We start from the raw sequence: 20,117 nt of genomic DNA, 5'->3' as shown, positions 1-20,117 counted from the left end.
GCCGGGCAACTCGTTTGCTGCATGCGCAACCATCAGGAGAGCCGCCATGAGCCGCACTGAAACCGACAGCCTGGGCCCGATTGAAGTCCCTGAAGAGGCGTATTGGGGGGCACAGACCCAGCGCTCACTGATCAATTTCGCCATCGGCCAGGAGCGCATGCCCTTGCCGGTGGTACACGCCCTGGCGCTGATCAAGAAGGCTGCCGCGCGAGTCAATCAGCGCATTGGTGAATTGCCGGCCGATCTGGCCCGGCTGATCGAGCAAGCGGCCAACGAGGTGCTGGCCGGCCAGCATGATGAGCAATTTCCCCTGGTGGTCTGGCAGACCGGCAGCGGCACGCAAAGCAATATGAACGTCAATGAAGTGATCGCCGGGCGCGCCAATGAACTGGCCGGCAGCGGCCGTGGCGGCAAAACGCCGGTGCACCCCAATGATCATGTCAATCGCGCGCAAAGCTCCAACGACAGCTTCCCCACCGCCATGCATATCGCCGCCGTGCAGGCCGTGCAGCAGCAACTGCTGCCCGCCGTGCGCGAACTGCGTGATGGGCTGCAGGAACAAGCTGAGCGCCATGCGCGGCTGGTCAAGACCGGGCGCACACACATGATGGACGCCACACCGATGACCTTCGGCCAGGAGCTATCAGCCTTTGTCGCGCAGCTGGGTTATGCCGAACGTGCCATCCAGGCCGCTCTGCCGGCCGTCTGTGAACTGGCCCAGGGCGGCACGGCAGTCGGCACCGGATTGAATTCACCGCAAGGTTTTGCCGACGCCATGGCCGCCGAACTGGCCGCTTTAAGTGGCCTGCCGCTGGTCAGCGCACCGAACAAATTTGCCGCCCTGTCCGGTCACGAGCCGCTGGTGGCGCTATCAGGCGCCTTGAAAACCCTCGCAGTCGGCCTTATGAAGCTTGCCAATGACCTGCGTTTACTGGGCTCCGGCCCGCGCGCAGGCTTTGCCGAGGTGCGCTTGCCGGCCAATGAACCGGGCAGCTCGATCATGCCGGGCAAGGTCAACCCCACTCAATGCGAGGCGCTGTCGATGCTGGCCTGCCAGGTTCTCGGTAACGACACCACGATTGCCTTTGCCGCGAGCCAGGGCCATCTGCAGCTCAACGTGTTCAAGCCGGTGATCATCCACAATCTGCTGCAATCGATACGCTTACTCGCGGACGGCTGCCATAACTTCCAGCAGCACTGTGTGGCTGGCCTGCAACCCGATGCGGCGAAAATGGCCGAACACCTGGAGCGTGGCCTGATGCTGGTAACCGCGCTGAACCCGCATATCGGCTACGACAAAGCCGCACAGATCGCCAAGCAGGCCTATCAGGACGGCACCACCCTGCGCGAAGCAGCGCTGCAACTGGGCTACCTGAGCAATGAACAATTCGACGCCTGGGTGCGTCCCGAAAACATGCTGGAGGCGGGTCAACATGAGTGAAGCGGCAAAGAGCGGCGCAACACCACTGGAAGGTGATGGCAAACGCATCCTGATGATTCTCGGCACACCGAAGGGCAACAGCTTCTGCCATGCCCTCGGTGAAGCCTATGCCCAGGGCGCCCGTAGCAAGGGTCACGTGGTGCGCCAGTTGAAGCTAGGCGAGATGAGCTATGACCCGGTGCTGCGTGATGGCTACGAGCAAAGCCAGCAACTGGAGCCCGACCTGCTGGAGGCGCAGCGGCAGATTCACTGGGCTGAACACCTGGTATTCGTCTACCCGGTCTGGTGGGGCGGCATTCCCGCGCTACTCAAGGGCTTCTTCGACCGCACCTTTCTGCCGGGCTTTGCCTTCAAGTACCGCAACCGTTCGCAACTCTGGGACAAGCTACTGACCGGACGTACCGCCGATCTGCTGGTGACCATGGATACACCGCCCTGGTACTTCCGCTGGATCTATGGCGCCCCCGGACATCGGCAGATGACCCGTACCATCCTCGGTTTCAGCGGCATCAAAACCCGCCGCCTGGCCGAATTCGCCCCCGTGCGCCCCTCCAGCGAAGAACAACGCCAGAGCTGGTTGCGCCGCGCGGAAAGCCTCGGCGTGAAAGCCTAGTCGCCGAGGTACTCACGGGCTTTAAGGCCGACAAAACGGCGGCCTGGGTTGTCATCGCAGGCACTCCACTCCTCGGGTGAGAACAGCTGAAACAGACCAATGCGGCAAAGTGTGGGTACGGCCAGTTCCAGCTCACGCTCGACCTCGCCGCGCTCACCCTGGTTGTACAGGTCGATGTTGTGCAGCATGGTGGCCACCGTTCCCGTCTGTACACGGCTGCCATCGCGCAAGGTCACTGCCGGCAAAGATTGCTCCCCGGCAGCAAGGATCTTGCCGTTAATCCGTGCCAATTCATCATTGCTCATTCAAGACTCCTAAAGGAACCACGCCGCTCTTGCGGGCTTTCCAGCTGGCGACCAGCGATGGGCCGAGCGCCGTCAACGCCGAGCCCAGCACCACCAGCACCGCGCCGCCATAGGCCAACCAGTTGATCTGCTCGGGCTGCACATGGTCAGGCCACCAACTGGCGGCCAGCGCCACCGAAGCAAACGTCACCAGCGGGGTAATCGCCAACGCTGCGCTTACCCGTGAAGCCTCCCAGTGAGCCAACGCCTCGGCAAACGCGCCATAGGCCACCAGGGTATTCAGGCAGCAGGCAAACAGCAGCCAGCCCTGCAGCGGGCTTAACTCAAGTGCTTGCAGCGGGTGCGCCCAGGGCGTCAGCAATACAGCGCAGGCCAGGTAGATCACCATCATCACCTGCAGCGAGTTCCACACCGTCAGCAGCTGTTTCTGCGCCAAGCCATAGAACGCCCAGACAAACGCCGCCAGCAGCACGATCAGCACGCCAGTGGTGTAGGCCGTCAGCGAAGTCAGCAGCTCATCCAGACGTTGGTTGAAGAACAAGACAAAACCGATCAGCAGCACCAGCAAGCCCAGCCCCTGGCCGAGGCTGAAACGCTCGCGGAAGATAAAAATACTGCTGACCAGCAGCAGAATCGGCGCCACCTGAATCACCAGCTGGGTCGTGCCGGGGCTGAGTAAATTGAGGCCAACCAGATACAGCACATAGTTGGCGGTCAACCCGGCTATCGCCAGTAGCAGAAGCCAGGCGCCCTTCTTGCCCAATGGGCGGAATGCCGGCAGACGTTTGCTGGCAGCCAGGTAGGCGAGCAGGATGGAACCGGAAACCAGCAGGCGAAACCAGGTCACCGTGACCGGGTCCATCACCTGCAGCACTTCCTTGAGTTTGATCGGCAGCACGCCCCACAACACCGCAGTCAGCAGCGCGAGAAACAAACCATAGAGCCAGCGACCGGAAGAAATGTGCATAAACGCCTCGCAACAGCACCGCAACCTTTGCCCTATGCAGGTTGGGGCAGCAACACAGCATTCTAGGTCGCCACTAATAACCGGCACAGCCACAGCCAGGCACAGCTATTCACGGCAACTGTACTGATGGCCGCACAGCATCAAGTCAGCCTTATGGCGTCAAAAAATATGAAAACCGGAAAAAACACGCCAAATTTCGGCAAAAACGACCATTTGTCGTTATTTAGTGCAGCCAGAAAAACGCCGTTTAGACTGACCTCAGCAGCTCATTTTGCGGGAGGTTCATTTATGTTCGGCCAACGCAATATCGACCATAACCCAGGCACCCACTACCGCAGCGAACGCGTTAGCGCGGTCAACGGCCAGTTTTTCTTCTCCACCCGCGAGGGCACCCTGGAAGGCCCCTACTTCAACCGAACGGATGCCGAGCGCGAGATTGCCTTCTATATCCGCCGGATGATTCAGGCTAACGAGATCATCGAGAGCCGAGCGTTCTAAAACGCAAAACTCCAGCTAATAAAAAACCGCGAATAGTCGCGGTTTTTTATTAGCTGCCACTTATGGCGACGCTGATCAGCGCACCGCTTCAAACAGCCCGGTTGCGCCCATACCGCCGCCCACACACATTGTGACGATGCCGTAGCGCAGCTTGCGCCGTTGTAGCTCACGTACCAGATGGCCGACCTGACGCGAACCGGTCATGCCGAACGGGTGGCCGATGGAGATCGAGCCACCATTGACGTTGTACTTGGCGTTGTCGATTTCCAGACGGTCGCGGGCATACAGGCATTGCGAAGCAAACGCCTCATTGAGTTCCCACAGGTCGATATCGGCAACGCTCAGGCCCTTGGCCTTGAGCAGTTTGGGCACCGAGAACACCGGACCGATGCCCATTTCATCCGGCTCGCAACCGACGGCAACAAAGCCACGGAAGAACGCCAGTGGCTTGAGGCCCAGCTCGATGGCTTTTTCCAGGCTCATCACCAGGGTCATCGACGCGCCATCGGACAGCTGCGAGGCATTGCCTGCAGTGACCGAACCGTCGTCGGCAAATACCGGTTTGAGCGCAGCGAGGCTTTCCAGGGTGGTGTCGGCGCGGTTGCAGTCGTCGTGGGCGACGATGCCGTCAACGATGCTCTTCTCGCCGGTGGCTTTGTCTTCAACCTGATACTTGACGTGCATCGGCACGATTTCATCGTCAAACATGCCTTCGGCCTGCGCTCGCGCAGTGCGCTGCTGGCTCTGCAGGGCATAGGCGTCCTGGGCTTCGCGGCTGACGTTGTAACGACGGGCAACGATCTCAGCGGTCTGCCCCATCGGGTAATAGATACCCGGCACCTCTTTTTGCAGCAGCGGGTTGAACAGGTTCTGCATGTTCTGGCTTTTCAAAGTCATGGTGATCGACTCGACGCCGCCCGCCACGATCACATCGCTGCAGCCGGACGCCACCTGGTTGGCAGCAATCGCGATGGCCTGCAGACCCGAGGAGCAGAAACGGTTGAGGGTCATGCCCGCCACGTTGGTGCCCAAGCCGGACAGCACCGCAACGTTGCGGCCGATGTTCATGCCCTGGGCGCCTTCATTGGAACCGGCACCGACGATGCAATCATCCACCAGCGCCGGATCAATGCCGGTACGCGCCAGTAGCGCATTGACGCAATGAGCCGCCATGTCGTCTGGACGGGTCAGATTGAACTTGCCACGGAAGGACTTGGCCAAGCCAGTCCGCACGCTGTCAACGATCACCACTTCACGCATGTCGCACCTCATTGTTATTGGGTTGAGTTGCCAACAAGAATAAAGCCGGACAATCTCACTCAGCGACGATCATTCATCAGCCGTATGCGCGACCATCCTGTTGCCCACGTAAAACACTCACTCAGCCTTTGCCGAATGCCACCTCAAGCGCCTGATTGATGGTGCGCAGTACCTTGATTCGGGCGAAGCGCTTGTCATTGGCTTCCACCAGCGTCCAGGGCGCGATTTCCGTGCTGGTGCGGTCGACCATATCGCCTATCGCATCGCGGTACAGCGGCCATTTTTCGCGGTTGCGCCAGTCTTCTTCGGTGATCTTGAAACGCTTGAAGGGAATCTGCTCACGCGCCTTGAAGCGCTCCAGCTGGGTTTGCTGGTCAATCGACAGCCAGAACTTCACCAGCACCACGCCGGCTTCGCTGAGCTGCTCTTCAAAGTCGTTGATCTCGCCATAGGCGCGCAGCCAGTCGCCGGTGCTGCAAAAGCCTTCGACCCGCTCCACCAGCACCCGGCCATACCAGGAGCGATCAAACACGGTGAACTTGCCGCGCGGCGGAATATGCCGCCAGAAGCGCCACAGGTAAGGCTGCGCGCGCTCTTCTTCGGTCGGCGCGGCAACCGGGACGATGCGGTACTGACGGGGATCGAGCGCGCCGATCACCCGACGAATCGCCCCGCCCTTACCCGCCGCATCGTTGCCTTCGAACACCGCGATCAGTGAATGGCGGCGCATGCGCTTGTCACGCATCAGGCTGGACAGTCGCGCCTGCTCAATCACCAGCTGCTCGTTGTAGCTGTCCTTGTCCAGCGCCTGGGTCATGTCCAGGCTGTCGATCAAGCCACGCTCATCCAGGCTGGAAGTCAGCGGCGCAGCATGGGGATGGGGCACGGGGCGGCTCTTGGCCTTCAGCGCCGCCTGCAACCCATCGAGCAGGATGCGCCCGACCGTCAGGCTGCGGTAATGCTCATCCACACCCTCCACCACATACCAGGGCGCGTAATCACGACTGGTGCGGCGCAGCACACGCTCGCCGACCCGCACAAACTTGTCGTAGGTTTTCGACTGTTGCCAATCCAGCGGGCTGATCCGCCAGCTGTGCAGCGGGTCGTCCTGCAAGGCTCTGAGGCGCGCCTTCATCTGCTGCTTGGACAGATGGAACCAGAACTTGAAGATCAGCGTGCCCTCATCGCAGAGCATGCGCTCCAGCCCCAGGGTGGTGTCGATGGCCTGGTCGAGCACGGCGTTCTTGATCCGCCCATGCACGCGTCCCTGCAGCATCTGACTGTACCAGTTGCCGAAAAAGATACCGATGCGCCCCTTAGGCGGCAGTTGCCGCCAATAGCGCCAAGCCGGCGGGCGCGCCAGTTCTTCATCAGTCTGCTGATCGAAGGTGTTGACCTGAATCAGCCGCGCGTCCATCCACTCGTTGAGCAGCTTGACCGTCTCGCCCTTGCCAGCGCCCTCGATGCCATCAATCAGGATAAGCACGGCAAAACGCCCTTGCTGCTGCAACTCGTACTGCGCCTCCAGCAGCGCTTCGCGCAGCGCTGGAGCCTCGGCCTCATAGGTTTCTTTATCGATGCTGCGGCCGATCTCGGCGGATTCGAACATAGCCCACTCCCTGACAATATCGGTTGAGCCTAGCGGATCGGCAGTGGCTTTGGCCAAAGCTGTTGCATCATTCAACTGCAGGCCGTTGAAAACGTAGGCGAGGCAGGCAAGACAAGGCGAAATCGGCCGCTACGCAGCACAGCGGAGTTTACCTGTTGTAAATGAGCATTTTGAGGCCGATTTCAACGCAGTATTGCCAACGCAGGTAGTTTCTCAACGGCCTGTCAGCGCCGCGTGATCAGTCCCTGCTTGGCCACCCGCGTCAGCTGACGCACAGTCTCTTCCAACTGCGCGGCGCTTGGCGCCTGGATCACCGCCATATCGAAGTGATTGCTGGCAAAGCGCGCCAGGGATTCGCCATCGCGAACAAAGTTGATCAGAAAGGTACGCGGGCCCGGCCAACGCTTGGGCCAGCCGTCGAGGTAGCGCAGCAGGGTCGGCTGATGGCTGCCGCCCAGGAGAATTTTCGGATTGTGCAGGGTTAGCCCAGATGTGATCGGGGCCAGGCGAATAAGCGGTTGGGGACAGTGCATCGATATGTCTCCGCCTCATTGAGTCCGCTGGGCAGCGGTGAGAGGCGACACCGAACCAGCGTTTTAGCGGAATTTCAAAGCCTCCGAAGAGTGCTTCTCAGGGCGCTGCAATCAGCAGTTAACCCGGCGCCCCGCAAGTAGCTGTTTAAATCGGCGCATGGGTCGGCATCCTAGAGAAGCCTGCGCAGCACTGTCAAGGCGCTCGGCTGCGGCCATACCCAACCACCCCAACCTTTGATTGGTGGCACCTCTCATCAGCCTGCCAGCCTGGCTTTTTGCCGCCGGCGCGCAGGCCGCTGCTCCGTCATCTGGGGCCTGAATCCAGGCTCGCGCCGTTTCACCCCGTAACAAACCCGCAGCACTGCGCCTGCAGCGGATTGCGCATAACTTCGATGTAGCGCCCGTAGCAGAGGGCTACACGGCTGTTTACGGCTACTGGCATGGTTCCTGCCAATACCCCTGGGCTGATGTACACGCCACGGGATKGGCGTTTTGGCTGCATGGACTGCCTTGAACTGCCCGATCAACCCTAGCGAGAGCACCAATGAACAACAATAAAACCCTGCTCGCCCTCTGCCTGGGCGCCGGTTTACTGGCCTCCGGCAATACTCATGCTTTCTGGTTCGGCTCCTCCGGCTACACCCAGACCAAATACCCGGTTGTACTGGCCCACGGCATGCTCGGTTTCGACAGCATCCTCGGGGTCGACTACTGGTACGGCATCCCCGCCGCGCTGCGCCGTGACGGCGCCAGTGTGTACATCACCGAAGTCAGCCAACTGAACACCTCGGAAGCTCGCGGCGAAGAACTGCTGGCCCAGGTAGAAGACATTGTCGCCATCAGCGGCAAGCCCAAGGTCAACCTGATCGGCCATAGCCATGGCGGGCCGACCATTCGCTATGTCGCCGCCGTCAGCCCTAATCTGATTGCCTCGGCCACCAGCGTCGGTGCGCCGCACAAAGGCTCGGCCACCGCCGACTTTATCCGTCAGGTGCCAGCAGGCTCGGCCGGGGAAACCTTGCTCGCCGGCATCGTCAACGGGCTCGGCACGCTGATCAACTTCCTCTCCGGCAGCTCCAGCACCAGCCCGCAGAACGCGCTGGGCTCGCTGGAATCGCTCAACAGCCAGGGCGCGGCGCGCTTCAACGCCAAGTTCCCGCAGGGCATTCCGACCACCGCCTGCGGTGAAGGCGCCTACAGCGTGAATGGCGTGCGCTACTACTCCTGGAGTGGCACCAGCCCGGTGACCAATATCATCGACCCGAGCGACCTGCTGCTAGGCGCCACCGCGCTGACGTTCAAGGGCGAAGCCAACGACGGCCTGGTTGGCCGCTGCAGCTCGCGCATGGGCAAGGTAATCCGCGATAACTACCGGATGAACCACCTCGATGAGGTCAACCAGACCCTGGGGCTGACCAGCCTGTTCGAAACCGACCCGGTCACGGTCTATCGCCAGCACGCCAACCGCCTGAAAAACGACGGTCTGTAACAGCTTCGCCAGGGGCTACCCTCAGCCCCTGGCGTTTCTGCCCACCTCGCCGAATCCGTTTGTCCGTCCGAAGAGTGCCTGTGAAAAAATTTCTGCTGTTGTCCCCGCTGTTGTTCGCCGCCTGCCTGGCCCTCGCGCTGTACCTGCAACCCGTGGATATTCCCGCGCAGCTCAGCGGCGATGCGCCACAACCAATACAACGCCCGGATACACCGCCCGCCACACCAAGCCAGACCGACGCGCGAACCAAGGCCGAGCCATTAAAAACCCTGCCCGCCTCATTCGGCGGCACCACGGTGGATGGCGTCTTTCGCCTGGATGCCAACGGCAATCTGCTGATCAGCGAAGACATCCGACGGATCTTCGACTATTTCCTTGCCGCAGCTGGTGAAGAACCGCTGCGCACCAGCGTCGAGCGCCTGCGCGCTTATATCGCCGCAGAGCTGCCGGCCAATGCCCGCGAACAGGCTCTGGCCCTGCTCAACCAGTACCTCGACTACAAACGCGAGCTGGTGCTGCTCGAACGCGAGCTGCCACAGATGGCCAATCTGGATGCCTTGCGTCAGCGTGAAGCCGCTGTGCAGGCGCTGCGCGCACGGATTTTCGATAGCCAAACGCAACAAGCGTTCTTTGCCCGCGAAGAGGCCTACAACCAGTTCACCCTGCAACGCCTGGCGATTCTGCATAACAGTCAGTTGGACGATGCCGGCAAAGCCGCCGCCGTCGACCAACTGCGCAACAGCCTGCCTGCCGAGATGCAGGACACCGTGCTGCCGCAACTGCAAAACGAACTGCGCCAGCAAACCGCGCAGCTGCAAGCCGCCGGCGCCAAACCGGAACAGATCCGCCAGCTGCGTCAGCAACTGGTCGGCGCCGAAGCCACCCAGCGCCTCGAAGTGCTCGACCAGCAACGACAAACCTGGAAGAAACGCATCGCCCAGTACAGCACTGAAAAAGCCGCCATCGAAAACAACCCCGGCATGAGCGCCAGCGACAAACGTGCCGCCATTGCCCAACTGGCGGCGGAGAACTTTGATGAGCGCGAACAACTGCGCCTGGAGGCTGCCGAACAGCTGGCGACGCAGAACAAACCCAAACCCTGAAACGTAAAAAGCCCACCGAAGTGGGCTTTTTACTGGTTGCTGCCGAGTCGCTTAACCAGCGATGCGCTTGTCCAGCGACAGCTTGCCAGCACCTTCAATCAGGATCGCTACGCTGATCGCCAGCAGGGCCAGGGCAAACTCATAACCGTTGTTGCTCATAAAGAAACCATTGGCCAGGTGTACCGTGGCAATCGCCACCACCATGGTCACTGCCAGCACCGCAGCCGCTGGGCGCGCCAGCAGACCGATGATCAGGGCAATACCACCGAAGAACTCGGCGCTACCGGCCATCAGCGCCAGCAGGTAACCCGGCGCCAGGCCGATGCTTTCCATCCACTGGCCTACGCCTTCCAGGCCGTAACCGCCAAACCAGCCAAACAGCTTCTGCGCGCCGTGGGCGGCGAAGGTGATGCCGGCGATGATGCGCAGCACGGTCAGGCCATAGCCAGCTTGAGTTGCAACAACAGATTTGATCAGAGCGTTCATGTGCAGCAGTCCTTGTAGTGGGGAGTTGATGGAACGAAGATTAAACCAATTAACCAATATTTAAAGCGGATAAAATCGCTATAAAATATCGAATAAATTAATAAATCTACATTCTCAACCTGCGCGCTAAGGCTCCAATAGATAGCGCTCACGGTCATAAGCAAGGTAGTACTTATTCACGCTATTCACATAGCTGACCACGCCCATGCCCATCTGCTCCATCGCCACCCGTTCAACCTGAAAGAACCACTGGTTGGGGTTCAGGCCACGCCTGCGTGCTTCCGCACGCAGGCTCTGCACCCGTTGCGGGCCCATGTTGTAGCCGGCCAGGATAAAGGCCATGCGCTCGCGCTCATTAAGCTGCGGGCTGTTGAAGTAGTTGCGACGAATCATCGCCAGGTACTTGGCGCTGGCTTGCACATTGTTATCCAGCACGCCGATATTGCTTACGCCCACGCTGCGCGCCGCCGCCGGGGTGATCTGCATCAGCCCGGTGGCGCCACCGGCCCCGCGCGCGGCGGGGTTAAGGGTCGACTCCTTAAAAGCCACAGCAGCCAGGGCCAACCAGTCGAAATCATGCTGAGTGGCATAGCGTTGCAGCACCGGGCGGACTTTTTCCAGGCGCTGCCGCTCGGTGCGGCCCAGCGGATAATGCACCTTGTACAGGCGCCGGTAGACGCGCTGGAACGCCGCATCCTGGTCCGCCGGGTCACGGTAACCCTTGAGAAAGCGGTCGATGCTCGCACCRARCATGGGCGTGTCGCGGCGCACGTACCAACGCATATCACCGTCGCTGGCCAATTGCAGATGACGGTCCAGGCGCAGCTTGGGCATCACCTTGGCCCAGCGCTCGGCAATTGGCTGCTCGACTGCCGTGACGCTGAAGATGCCGGCCTGGACCATTTCCAGCACGTCCTCGACTGCCAGGCTCGGGTCGACCCATTCGACAATAATCGGCGAACGCTTGCTGTCGATCAGGCGCTGGTTGACCGCCCGCACCGCTTCCCCCGCCACGCTGCCCGCAGGCAAGGCCAGACTGCGCCCGGAGAGCTGTTCGAGGTTCTGGTAACGGCGGTTACCCTGTTTGGCGACGATGATCAGCGGCACATTGCTGCGGATCGCCGTGCTGGCGCTGAGCTTGCTGCCGCGCGGAATATTCAGCAGTTCACCGGGGGCAACCAGATCACCCTCGCCGCGCTGCAAGGCAGCCAGCAGCTGATCCTTGGCGCGCGGAATGATCTTCAGTTTGAGCGTGCGGCCATCGCGCGAGTTGCGATTGAGGTACTGCTCAAAGGCGCGCATACGCTGGTACTCGACGCCAATGCTCTGGCCCTTGACCTCACCCGAGCTGTTGCGGCTCTGGTTGACCAGCACGCGCAACTCACCACTGCTGCGAATGCTCGCCAGGTCACGGGCGGCCTTGGGCTGTTCGACTTCCAGCGGGCCAGCCACGCGCGCCACCGCTGTACACGACAGCAGCAATAGGCAGCAGGTGAGCAGCACTCGCAACATCAAGGCTCCAGGGGCGGAATCGGCCGACAGATCAGTGCAGCGGCTCGTCTGAACAGGCTGGGTATAAGGCAACTGACCCCTCGCGCGGGGCGCGGAGGTTGGCACAGCCCGCCCATGGATGCCAGCCGACAATCATATGCAACATCATGTATAGGCTTTAACTAACTGTATTTATTGGCTTTTAATCTATTAAAAAAGCTCTGCTATGCTGCCCAATCAATTCAGCAGGTAGCACCATGCAACTCATCGACATCGGCGTCAATCTGACTCACCCAAGCTTTGCCGAACAACGCGAAGCACTCCTCGCTCGCGCTTATGCGGCAGGCATCCAGCAAATGCTGCTGACCGGTACCAGCCTGACGGAAAGTCAGCACGCCCTGGAGCTGTGTCGGCAGTTGGATGACAGCGCCGAGCATTTGTTCAGCACCGCCGGTATTCACCCTCACGATGCCAGCAGCTGGAACAGCGACAGCCATGCGCAGCTCAAGGCCCTGCTGGCCGATCCCAGGGTGCGTGCGGTGGGCGAATGCGGGCTGGATTTCAACCGCGACTTCTCACCCCGGCCGCAACAGGAGCAGGTGCTGGAGCAGCAACTGGCCCTGGCGGTAGAACTGCAACTGCCGGTGTTTCTGCACGAACGTGATGCTGATGAGCGCCTGCTGGCGATCCTGCGGCATTTCCGCGACCAGCTGCCGGCGGCCGTGGTGCACTGCTTTACCGGGGAAAAGCGCGCGCTGTTCAATTACCTGGATATGGACCTGCATATCGGCATCACTGGCTGGATCTGCGACGAGCGCCGTGGCAGCCACCTGCATCCACTGGTCAAGGAAATCCCCCGTGGCCGGCTGATGCTGGAAAGTGATGCGCCCTTCCTGCTGCCACGCAGCCTGCGACCGAAACCGAAGAGTGGCCGTAACGAGCCGGCGTTTCTCGTGGAGGTGTTGCGTGAAGTGGCGCTGCACCGCGGTGAAACCGAACAGGTAGTGGCGGCCCATACCAGTGCTGCGGCCCAGGCCTTCTTCAACCTGCCTGCATTCAAGGGCGCGGTCAGCTAGTTAGTCCAATTAGCGCAGTGCGGTTGATGAGGATCAATAGATCCACTGTGAGGCTGAGCGACACTACTGGCACTTTGCCAAGCCTTCACCTCACACAGAGACACCTGCATGGGCCATTGGATCAGCGACCTTTCCCTGAAGTACAAATTCTGGGCCGTAAATGCCGTAGCGTTCTTTACTACGCTGCTGCTGGTGCTCTACGCCCTGCACCTGGAACAACAGGTGCACCAGCACGCCGCCAAGCAGGCTGCGCAGCAGCAGGCACGTTTATTAAGCCAATGGCCGCAGGAGCTGGCCTTGCCGAAGGTCGACAATCTGCTGAGCGTTGCCGGCGGGCAGACGCCACGCCTGCCTGACAATCAGGGCAGCGCCCTGGGCAACGCACGTGGTTGGGTCGATTTGAACGGTAGCGATGGGCTGATCGGCGCCGAAGTCATCGTCCGTGAAGACGGTCAGCGCCTGGCCATCACCGCTTCGGCCCCGAGTCTGACCGAGGTATTTTTCGACCGAGCCCCTAGTTACGCCCTGGTCGTTGCGCTATTGATGCTGCTGTTGCTGGCGGCCTCGCAGTTGCTGATTCGCTTTCTGCTCAGCCACCTCAACACCCTCAAGGACGTGATGCTGCAGGTGGAAAAGAGCGGCGACCTCCGCGCCCGTGTGCCGCTGGACTGCAAGGATGAAGTGGGCCAGATGGCCAGCGCCTTCAATGCCATGCAGGCTGGCTATCAACGGGTGGTCGGCATTGTCGCCCAGTCGGCAGCGCAGCTGGATGAGGGTGCCGAGCGTCTGGCCGGCAATATGCGCGACGTGCGCCAGGGCATGCTCGAACAGCAGAGCGAAACCGAACAGGCGGCCACGGCGATCAACGAAATGTCAGCCACCGTGCACCATATCGCTGAGCACACGGCTGATACCCGCGACCAGTCAAAAAACGCCGAACACCTCGCGCACAGCGGCCAGCAGGCGGTCAACCGCGTGAGCCTGTCGATTTCCGGGCTGTCCAGCGGCGTGCAGCAGACCGCGCAGATGATCGAACAGCTGGCGGTCGACAGCCAGAAGATCGGCGGCGTAGTCAGTGAGATTCACGGCATTGCYGAACAGACCAATTTGCTCGCCCTGAACGCTGCCATCGAAGCCGCCCGCGCCGGCGAAATGGGCCGCGGCTTTGCCGTGGTCGCCGATGAAGTGCGCAACCTGGCCAGACGCGTGCAGGATTCCACCGACGTGATCACCCAGATGATCAACACCCTGCAAAGCGGCACCCGGGATGCCGTGGACTTTATGCAGGACAGCTCGATCAAGGCCGATGAATGCGTCAAACAGGCCAGTGAGGCCGGCCAGGCGTTAGTCGCCATCACCGAATCCGTGGCGCTGATGCGGGAAAGCAATACGCAGATCGCCGTGGCGGCGGAGCAGCAGAGCCAGGTGGCCGAAGAGATGAACCGCGCGGTGATCCGCATCCGCGACGTGACCGAGCAGACCGTCGGCCAGACCGGTCAGTCGGCCGTTACCAGCAGCGAGCTGGCCAACCTGGCTGGCGAACTGAACAAGGCGATTCGCCAGCTCAAACTATAAGAGCTGGCGCAGGACGCTTAACCGAACACGGCGACCGTCTGCCGACTGATCGCCAGCAGCTCACCGGCCGGTGACCACAGCGCCGCCGCGACATGGCCATAACCATCACGGGCATGCTCGATCTGCGCGCGGTACAGGCACCAGTCCTGGGTACTCAGCGCGCTCATCGGCTGGACGAACTCGATGGTCCAGGTCAGTGAGCTGCCCGGCGCCGGCGCGCTCAGGTGCGGCAACACCGCAGGTGGCCAGGCATCGACCAACGCTAATAGATGGGCCTCATTGGCAGGTTCCGCGCTGCCTTGATCACGCAGGCGCACCCAACCGCCCATTTCCCGCGAAGGATTATTGGTAAACGGCATGCCGCCAAACGCCCAACGCATGGCCAGAAAACGCGTGAACTCAGGGGTGACGTTAGGGATATACGGCWGCTCCTGGCACTCCTCCACCGCCTTGGCTTGCGGCGCGGGATCGGCCTGCACGGCGATGCGCGACTCACGCCCGGCACCAAAACTGCCCTGCACCAGGGTCACCACCTGGCCATCCTGGATCGCCCGGCCGAGCACCTGGCTGACGGCCTTGCCTTCGCGCAGCACTTCCACTTCAAAGCGTACCGGCACATCGGGGGCGGCCGGGCCGACAAAGGTAATCGCCAGGGAACGCGGCGGTCGCCCGCGCGGCACCTGAGCGCGCATGGCCTCGTACACCAGCGCCGCCACCAGCCCGCCAAAACTGGCGCGACCTTGCCCCCACTGCGCGGGAATCAGCACCGCCCGAGGATTGTCGCGCACCGCCTGGAGTAATTCGGAAAAGCCCATAACCACCTCGAACACTGAAGATGCCGGTGATCTTAGGGCAAAGGCGAGCACAGATGACACGACATTTCGGCCAAACAAGCCGAATGTATAACGACTTTTCCGCCAATTCAGCCACTGCTGCGAGCAAAACTTGCGGTCAATGCCTGCAGGGCCAGATCAGCCTGCTGCTCGGCACTCTGCATCGCCTCACGCCAAACCGGTACACACGGCTGCAAATCCGCTTCGGCCTCGGCGCGCAACAGCCACTGCCAATGGTCGTGCCAATCGCCCAGGGCCGACTGCGCCTGTTTCAGCTGCAGGCGCATGCGCCCGGACAACTCGGCCAGCTGCGGATAGGCCTCGGCGGCATAACGCAGACGTTTAACCAGCAAGCGCAGGCGGTGACGGTCATGGGCGGGGTCAAGCAGGGCCTTGGCCAATTGCTTGCGATCCTTGCGCAAGCGCTGCCTGATCAGCTTGTGCAGGCCACGCAGTTGCCCACTGCTGGCCGCCTGGCGCCACTGCTGCGGCCAGTCATCCAACGCACTCAGCAGATGCGCCAACGGCGTACTGTCCAATAGCTGCAGATAACCCTGCTGTAACAGTGGCTGGCGTGATTGTGCGGCGCTATCGAGCCCTTGCTGCTGCAGATAGCTCAACAGTACCTCAAGGTCGCGTAGTGGGCCGGTCAAGCGACCCAACTCGGCTGCGCGCTGCTGCAAGCCCTCACAGACGGCGACCGAGGATAACGGCCGCAACAGGCTGCGCAATTGACGCAAGGCGATACGCAGATCGTGCAGGGCCTCGTCGTCAGTGGTCACCCGCAGCCGTTCACGGCAGGCAAACAAGCGCATCTGAATGCGCAGTACGTGTCGCGGCACCTCATCAATCAAGCCTTGCATCGCCTCACTCCTGTGAAATTGCTCCCCAGCTTATGCGCTTATTGCTTAGCCACAAGTGGCCAATGGTCGCTATGAATCCAAACGGGTAAGCCGCCAAGGCAACGCCCGCCGCAGCGCCTTCAAATGCTGACGTAACTGCACGGCAGAAGGTTCCTGCCCGGCATAACGCTGCGCCTCGAAGGCCGCCGCAAACTCGCCAATCACCTGCGCTTGGGCCGGCATCAGCAAGGCTGCCCGTGCGGCATAGTCGCGCGGCCCTTCGCCGGGCTTACGCGGCACACCATGGCGCGCCAGCAACCCCTCGAAACGACGGAATAGCCGCTGCTGCACATCGCGCTCACGCAGCCAGGGCTTGAACAGCCAGAGTGATAGCAGACCAAGCAGCAACGCCCCGCCGCCGACCAAGCCAATCACCAACGACAGGGCATCCACACGGCCCAACCAGCGCTGGAGAAACTCCAGCTGCTGCTGGCTCTGATAGCCCAGCACCCAGCGTTGCCAGCCGTAATTGACGTTGTCCCAGGCCAGCCGCACCTCATTCAACCAACTGAGATTGCGGTAGCGCAACGGGGAAAAAAGTGAGTCCTCCAAAAAGCTCTGCTCATCTGCGAGAGCCTCCTCCAGCCCCATTTCTATCCGCTCGGGCGCCACCTGGAAGGTCGGGTCGACGCTGACCCAGCCCTGCCCCTCTTGCCAGTACTCAACCCAAGCATGGGCATCAAACTGACGCACCTGCACATAGTTGCCCGCCGGGTTGTACTCGCCGCCCTGATAACCGGCCACCACCCGCGCTGGGATACCCGCCGCGCGCAGCACATAGGTCATGGCTCCGGCGTAGTGGGCGCAGAAACCTCTGCGGGTTTCAAACAGGAAATCATCAATATTGTTCACCCCCAACCTTGGCGGACGCAGGGTGTAAGCAAAGGGCTCACGATTGAAATAACTAAGCAGCGCCTGCACCAGTTGCTCGGACTGCGGATGATCGCGTTTGAGCTGCTCGGCCCAGGCGCGACTGCGCGGTTCACCTCGTTGTGGCAACTGCAACACGCGACGTAGGGTTTCCTGCGGCGGCTGTGACTCACGCAGCGCCTGCGGCCAGGAGGTGACCTGATAGATCAGCGAGCGATCAATCGGCTGCTGGCGCTGCAGACGGAAATCGCTCATCTGCCGAGTCTGCTCCAGTGGGGTTTCCGCCACATCCAGGGCAAACAGCCAGCGCTGCGCGCTGGGCTGCATAACGATGCTGTAACTCAGGGCTTCACCGCGTTTCTGCCATTCCACGCTCGGAGTATGTTGAGCATAGGGTGATTGCGCCCAACGCCGCCCATCGAAGTGATCCAGGGTTAGAGCACGCCAGTACAGCTCACTACGCGGCGGTGTTTCGCCAGTAAAGCTGGCGCGAAACACCAAGGCGGCAGAGCGACTTAGATTGGCAATATCCGCCGGGGCCATGCTGTCTGAGAGACCAGTGGTGGCCTTGTCATTGGACATGGGTAATGACCACAACGGGTCCAAGCGCGGGAAGAATACGAACAGCAGCAACATCACCGGCAGCGCTTGCAGCAGCATCATCCCGGCCAGGCGCGCGGTCGGCCAGGGTTGAGTGGCCAGGCTGCTCTGTTGTAGACCGACCAACGCGGCGAGCAAAGCAGCGACCGGCAACAGACTGTAGAACGCCATCAGCATGCTGTCGTCGAACAGGTAGGCAGTGACCACAACGAAAAAACCAAGAAAGATCAGCAGCAGCGCATCACGCCGCGTATGCATCTCTAGCAGTTTGAGGACAAAAGCAGCTACTAAAAGCACTGTCCCGGCATCCAGACCGATCAGGCTGCCACGAGAGAAAAACACCCCGAGCGCCGCCGCCAGCATCAAACCGCCCTTGGCCCAGGCATTCGGGTAGCGCGCACGCATGCGGAAAATCTGGATGCGCCAGGCCGCACTGCCCAGCCACAGGCCGATGATCCACAGCGGTAAATGCGTCAGATGGGGAATGATCACCAGCACCTGTGCCACCAGCAGCCAGGTCAGACTGATCCGCGGAATCGCCGTAACCCGGCTCATGGTGCACGCCCGAATAGCGCCAGGGCGCGCAGACAGGCATCGCGGTGCAGCTCGCCGCTATCGGCGCCCAGCACCTGGCCAGGCAAGCTCAGGGCAAACGGCTGCTGACGTTCGGACAGCTGCAGCACCCAGTGGCAGAGCAGCGACAGTCGGGTTTCGACATCACCGGCCAAGGCGTCGAAATCCAGGTACAGGTCACGCCCGGTGATCGAGGCAAAGTCCTTGACCAGCAACCCCTGACCACGGGAATAGGCTTTCCAGTGCAGGCGGCGCTTGGAATCACCCGGCTGGTAGGTTTTCAGCCCCTGGTAATCGTCCACGCCCTGACCATGGGGCCGACTGCCCTCCTCGTCCTGATCCTCACTGGCGCCAGCGGACAGCGGCAGATCGCCAGGCAAGGGCCGTGGATAAACCAACACGCGCTGATCCAGATCGACCCAACTCCAGGCCACCAGAATACCCAGCGGGAAACGGCTCTCGACCCGCAGACGACCGGGTCGTAGCCAACCGCGCTGCAACGCCGGCAGGTTGAGCTGGCACTCACTCACGCCCTCGGCTGGCACATCCAGCGTCTGCAATTCGGCCGGTGGCCAACCCAGGCTGACGGCCTGATGGGGCCGCTGACTGCTTTCCAGACGCACGCGAAAACCGGCGGGTTCGCCGACAAACACTGCCGGCGCACTGCCGGCCTTGAGGATCAACCCCGCCAGGTTGCGGTAGGTGTGCAGAATGGCCACGACAAACACCGAGGCCAACAGAAAGGTCAGGCCATAGGCCAGGCTGTTCTGGTAGTTGATCGCCGCCAGCAGCATCAACAGCAGCGCCAGCGTAAAGGCCGCGCCAACCCGGCTGGGGATGATAAAGATCCGCCGCTGGTTGAGCCGCACGCTGCTGGCAGGCGGAATACGCCGGGCCAGCCAGCGGTTCCAGCGTGGTCTGAGCTGGGCGATCAAAGCGCCGGCACCTCACGCAGCAACCACTGCACCAGGCTGCCGGCGCCATGCCCGGCAGGATCGGCGCGCTCACGCAGACGATGGCCGACCACCGACGGCAGCACGGCCTGCACATCTTCCGGAATCACATAATCACGCCCGGCGAGGAAGGCCCAGGCCCGCGCCGCTGCCAGCAGCGCCAGGCTGGCCCGAGGCGACAGGCCCCAGGCGAACTGCGGCTGGGTGCGGGTGGCATCGACCAGGCGCAACACATAGTCGATCAGCGCATCGCTGGCGCGCACTTTCGGTACTTCGGCCTGCAGCAGGGCCAATTCAGCGTGATCCAACAGCGCCGGCAGAGTGGGCAGCACAGAGCGCCGCGAGTCGCCCAGCAGCAGGGCTTTCTCCGCCGCCTTACCCGGGTAGCCAAGCGACAGGCGCATCAGAAAGCGATCCAGTTGCGACTCGGGCAAGGCGAAGGTGCCGCCCTGGCTCACCGGGTTCTGCGTGGCGATTACAAAGAACGGCTCGGGCAAAGGCCGGGTCGCGCCTTCGATGGTTACCTGGCCCTCTTCCATGGCTTCGAGCAGCGCACTCTGGCTTTTCGGCGTAGCGCGGTTGATCTCATCGGCCAGCACCAGCTCGGCGAAGATCGGCCCTGGGTGGAAGATAAATTGCCCGGTGTCCTTATCGAACACCGAGGTGCCGAGGATGTCGCCGGGCAGCAGGTCAGAGGTGAACTGGATGCGCTGAAAACTCAGGCCCAATACCTTGGCCAGGGCGTGGCTGAGGGTGGTTTTGCCCATGCCGGGCAAGTCTTCGATCAGCAGGTGGCCCTGGGCCAACAAACAGGTCAACGCCAACCGCACCTGCGGCTCCTTGCCCAGAAGCACTTGATTGACCGTCTGCAGCACAGTTTCCAGTTTGGCGCGCATGTATCACTCCTTTAAGACCGATTGGCGATGCTACTGCGCCGCGC

At 61.5% G+C, this 20,117-nt stretch carries 19 protein-coding genes; 7 read left to right on the top strand and 12 right to left on the bottom strand.

Annotated features, from left to right (window positions below):
• Positions 1–46 precede the first annotated feature (46 nt).
• Together P3C18_RS16085 and P3C18_RS16080 are read left to right on the top strand one after the other, a co-directional pair.
• Complete coding sequence (locus P3C18_RS16085; protein ID WP_275962850.1) at positions 47–1,441, top strand: class II fumarate hydratase; 1,395 nt, start codon at positions 47–49, stop codon at positions 1,439–1,441.
• A complete protein-coding gene (locus P3C18_RS16080) occupies positions 1,434–2,054 on the top strand; it encodes an NAD(P)H-dependent oxidoreductase (RefSeq protein ID WP_275962849.1) in 621 nt (206 codons plus the stop codon). The genes P3C18_RS16085 and P3C18_RS16080 overlap by 8 nt, the downstream gene beginning before the upstream one ends.
• Here the strand turns inward: P3C18_RS16080 and P3C18_RS16075 are convergent.
• Complete coding sequence (locus P3C18_RS16075; protein WP_275962848.1) at positions 2,051–2,359, bottom strand: hypothetical protein; 309 nt, start codon at positions 2,357–2,359, stop codon at positions 2,051–2,053. The genes P3C18_RS16080 and P3C18_RS16075 overlap by 4 nt on opposite strands.
• Positions 2,349–3,326, bottom strand: coding sequence for a DMT family transporter (locus P3C18_RS16070; protein ID WP_275962847.1), 978 nt, complete (start codon positions 3,324–3,326; stop codon positions 2,349–2,351). The genes P3C18_RS16075 and P3C18_RS16070 overlap by 11 nt, the downstream gene beginning before the upstream one ends.
• A gap of 288 nt (positions 3,327–3,614) precedes the next feature.
• Here P3C18_RS16070 and P3C18_RS16065 point away from each other — a divergent pair, with 288 nt between their 5' ends.
• Entirely contained in the window at positions 3,615–3,824 is a 210-nt protein-coding gene (locus P3C18_RS16065) for a DUF6316 family protein (RefSeq protein ID WP_275962846.1), read from the top strand.
• A 75-nt stretch (positions 3,825–3,899) separates the two neighbouring features.
• On the opposite strand, the gene P3C18_RS16060 is transcribed toward P3C18_RS16065, so the two are convergent.
• The 3 genes from P3C18_RS16060 to P3C18_RS16050 form a co-directional block, all read right to left on the bottom strand.
• Positions 3,900–5,084 carry a thiolase family protein gene (locus P3C18_RS16060; RefSeq protein ID WP_275962845.1) on the bottom strand — a complete coding sequence of 395 codons (1,185 nt, stop codon included), beginning with the start codon at positions 5,082–5,084 and terminating at the stop codon, positions 3,900–3,902.
• A 121-nt stretch (positions 5,085–5,205) separates the two neighbouring features.
• The gene (gene pap / locus P3C18_RS16055; RefSeq protein WP_275962844.1) at positions 5,206–6,693 is read right to left on the bottom strand and encodes a polyphosphate:AMP phosphotransferase; all 1,488 of its coding nucleotides are present in this window, start codon (positions 6,691–6,693) and stop codon (positions 5,206–5,208) included.
• A 224-nt stretch (positions 6,694–6,917) separates the two neighbouring features.
• Entirely contained in the window at positions 6,918–7,226 is a 309-nt protein-coding gene (locus tag P3C18_RS16050; protein WP_275962843.1) for a class I SAM-dependent methyltransferase, read from the bottom strand.
• Between the two features lie 544 nt (positions 7,227–7,770).
• Between P3C18_RS16050 and P3C18_RS16045 the strand changes: the two genes are divergently transcribed.
• Together P3C18_RS16045 and P3C18_RS16040 are read left to right on the top strand one after the other, a co-directional pair.
• Entirely contained in the window at positions 7,771–8,715 is a 945-nt protein-coding gene (locus P3C18_RS16045) for a triacylglycerol lipase (protein WP_275962842.1), read from the top strand.
• 80 nt (positions 8,716–8,795) lie between these two features.
• Positions 8,796–9,818, top strand: a complete 1,023-nt coding sequence (locus P3C18_RS16040) for a lipase secretion chaperone (RefSeq protein ID WP_275962841.1) — start codon at positions 8,796–8,798, stop codon at positions 9,816–9,818.
• Positions 9,819–9,869: 51 nt separating this feature from the next.
• Here P3C18_RS16040 and P3C18_RS16035 read toward each other — a convergent pair whose 3' ends face one another.
• The gene (locus P3C18_RS16035) at positions 9,870–10,304 is read right to left on the bottom strand and encodes a DoxX family protein (protein WP_090253443.1); all 435 of its coding nucleotides are present in this window, start codon (positions 10,302–10,304) and stop codon (positions 9,870–9,872) included.
• Positions 10,305–10,430: 126 nt separating this feature from the next.
• On the bottom strand, positions 10,431–11,816 hold the full coding sequence (locus P3C18_RS16030) for a transglycosylase SLT domain-containing protein (RefSeq protein WP_275962840.1): 1,386 nt from the start codon (positions 11,814–11,816) through the stop codon (positions 10,431–10,433).
• Positions 11,817–12,052: 236 nt separating this feature from the next.
• Between P3C18_RS16030 and P3C18_RS16025 the strand changes: the two genes are divergently transcribed.
• On the top strand, positions 12,053–12,871 hold the full coding sequence (locus tag P3C18_RS16025; RefSeq protein ID WP_275962839.1) for a TatD family hydrolase: 819 nt from the start codon (positions 12,053–12,055) through the stop codon (positions 12,869–12,871).
• Between the two features lie 108 nt (positions 12,872–12,979).
• A complete protein-coding gene (locus P3C18_RS16020; RefSeq protein ID WP_275962838.1) occupies positions 12,980–14,446 on the top strand; it encodes a methyl-accepting chemotaxis protein in 1,467 nt (488 codons plus the stop codon).
• A 17-nt stretch (positions 14,447–14,463) separates the two neighbouring features.
• On the opposite strand, the gene P3C18_RS16015 is transcribed toward P3C18_RS16020, so the two are convergent.
• The 5 genes from P3C18_RS16015 to P3C18_RS15995 form a co-directional block, all read right to left on the bottom strand.
• Complete coding sequence (locus P3C18_RS16015) at positions 14,464–15,261, bottom strand: thioesterase family protein (protein WP_275962837.1); 798 nt, start codon at positions 15,259–15,261, stop codon at positions 14,464–14,466.
• 107 nt (positions 15,262–15,368) lie between these two features.
• Entirely contained in the window at positions 15,369–16,142 is a 774-nt protein-coding gene (locus P3C18_RS16010) for a CHAD domain-containing protein (protein WP_275962836.1), read from the bottom strand.
• 69 nt (positions 16,143–16,211) lie between these two features.
• Positions 16,212–18,206, bottom strand: coding sequence for a DUF3488 and DUF4129 domain-containing transglutaminase family protein (locus P3C18_RS16005; RefSeq protein ID WP_275962835.1), 1,995 nt, complete (start codon positions 18,204–18,206; stop codon positions 16,212–16,214).
• Complete coding sequence (locus P3C18_RS16000; protein ID WP_275962834.1) at positions 18,203–19,159, bottom strand: DUF58 domain-containing protein; 957 nt, start codon at positions 19,157–19,159, stop codon at positions 18,203–18,205. Before P3C18_RS16000 ends, P3C18_RS16005 begins: the two co-directional genes overlap by 4 nt.
• Positions 19,156–20,073, bottom strand: a complete 918-nt coding sequence (locus P3C18_RS15995) for an AAA family ATPase (RefSeq protein WP_275962833.1) — start codon at positions 20,071–20,073, stop codon at positions 19,156–19,158. The genes P3C18_RS16000 and P3C18_RS15995 overlap by 4 nt, the downstream gene beginning before the upstream one ends.
• Positions 20,074–20,117: the final 44 nt, after the last annotated feature.

The organism is Pseudomonas sp. 1928-m (genome assembly GCF_029269135.1).
Taxonomy (GTDB): domain Bacteria; phylum Pseudomonadota; class Gammaproteobacteria; order Pseudomonadales; family Pseudomonadaceae; genus Aquipseudomonas.
This window is presented reverse-complemented; position numbering and strand designations above follow the sequence as displayed.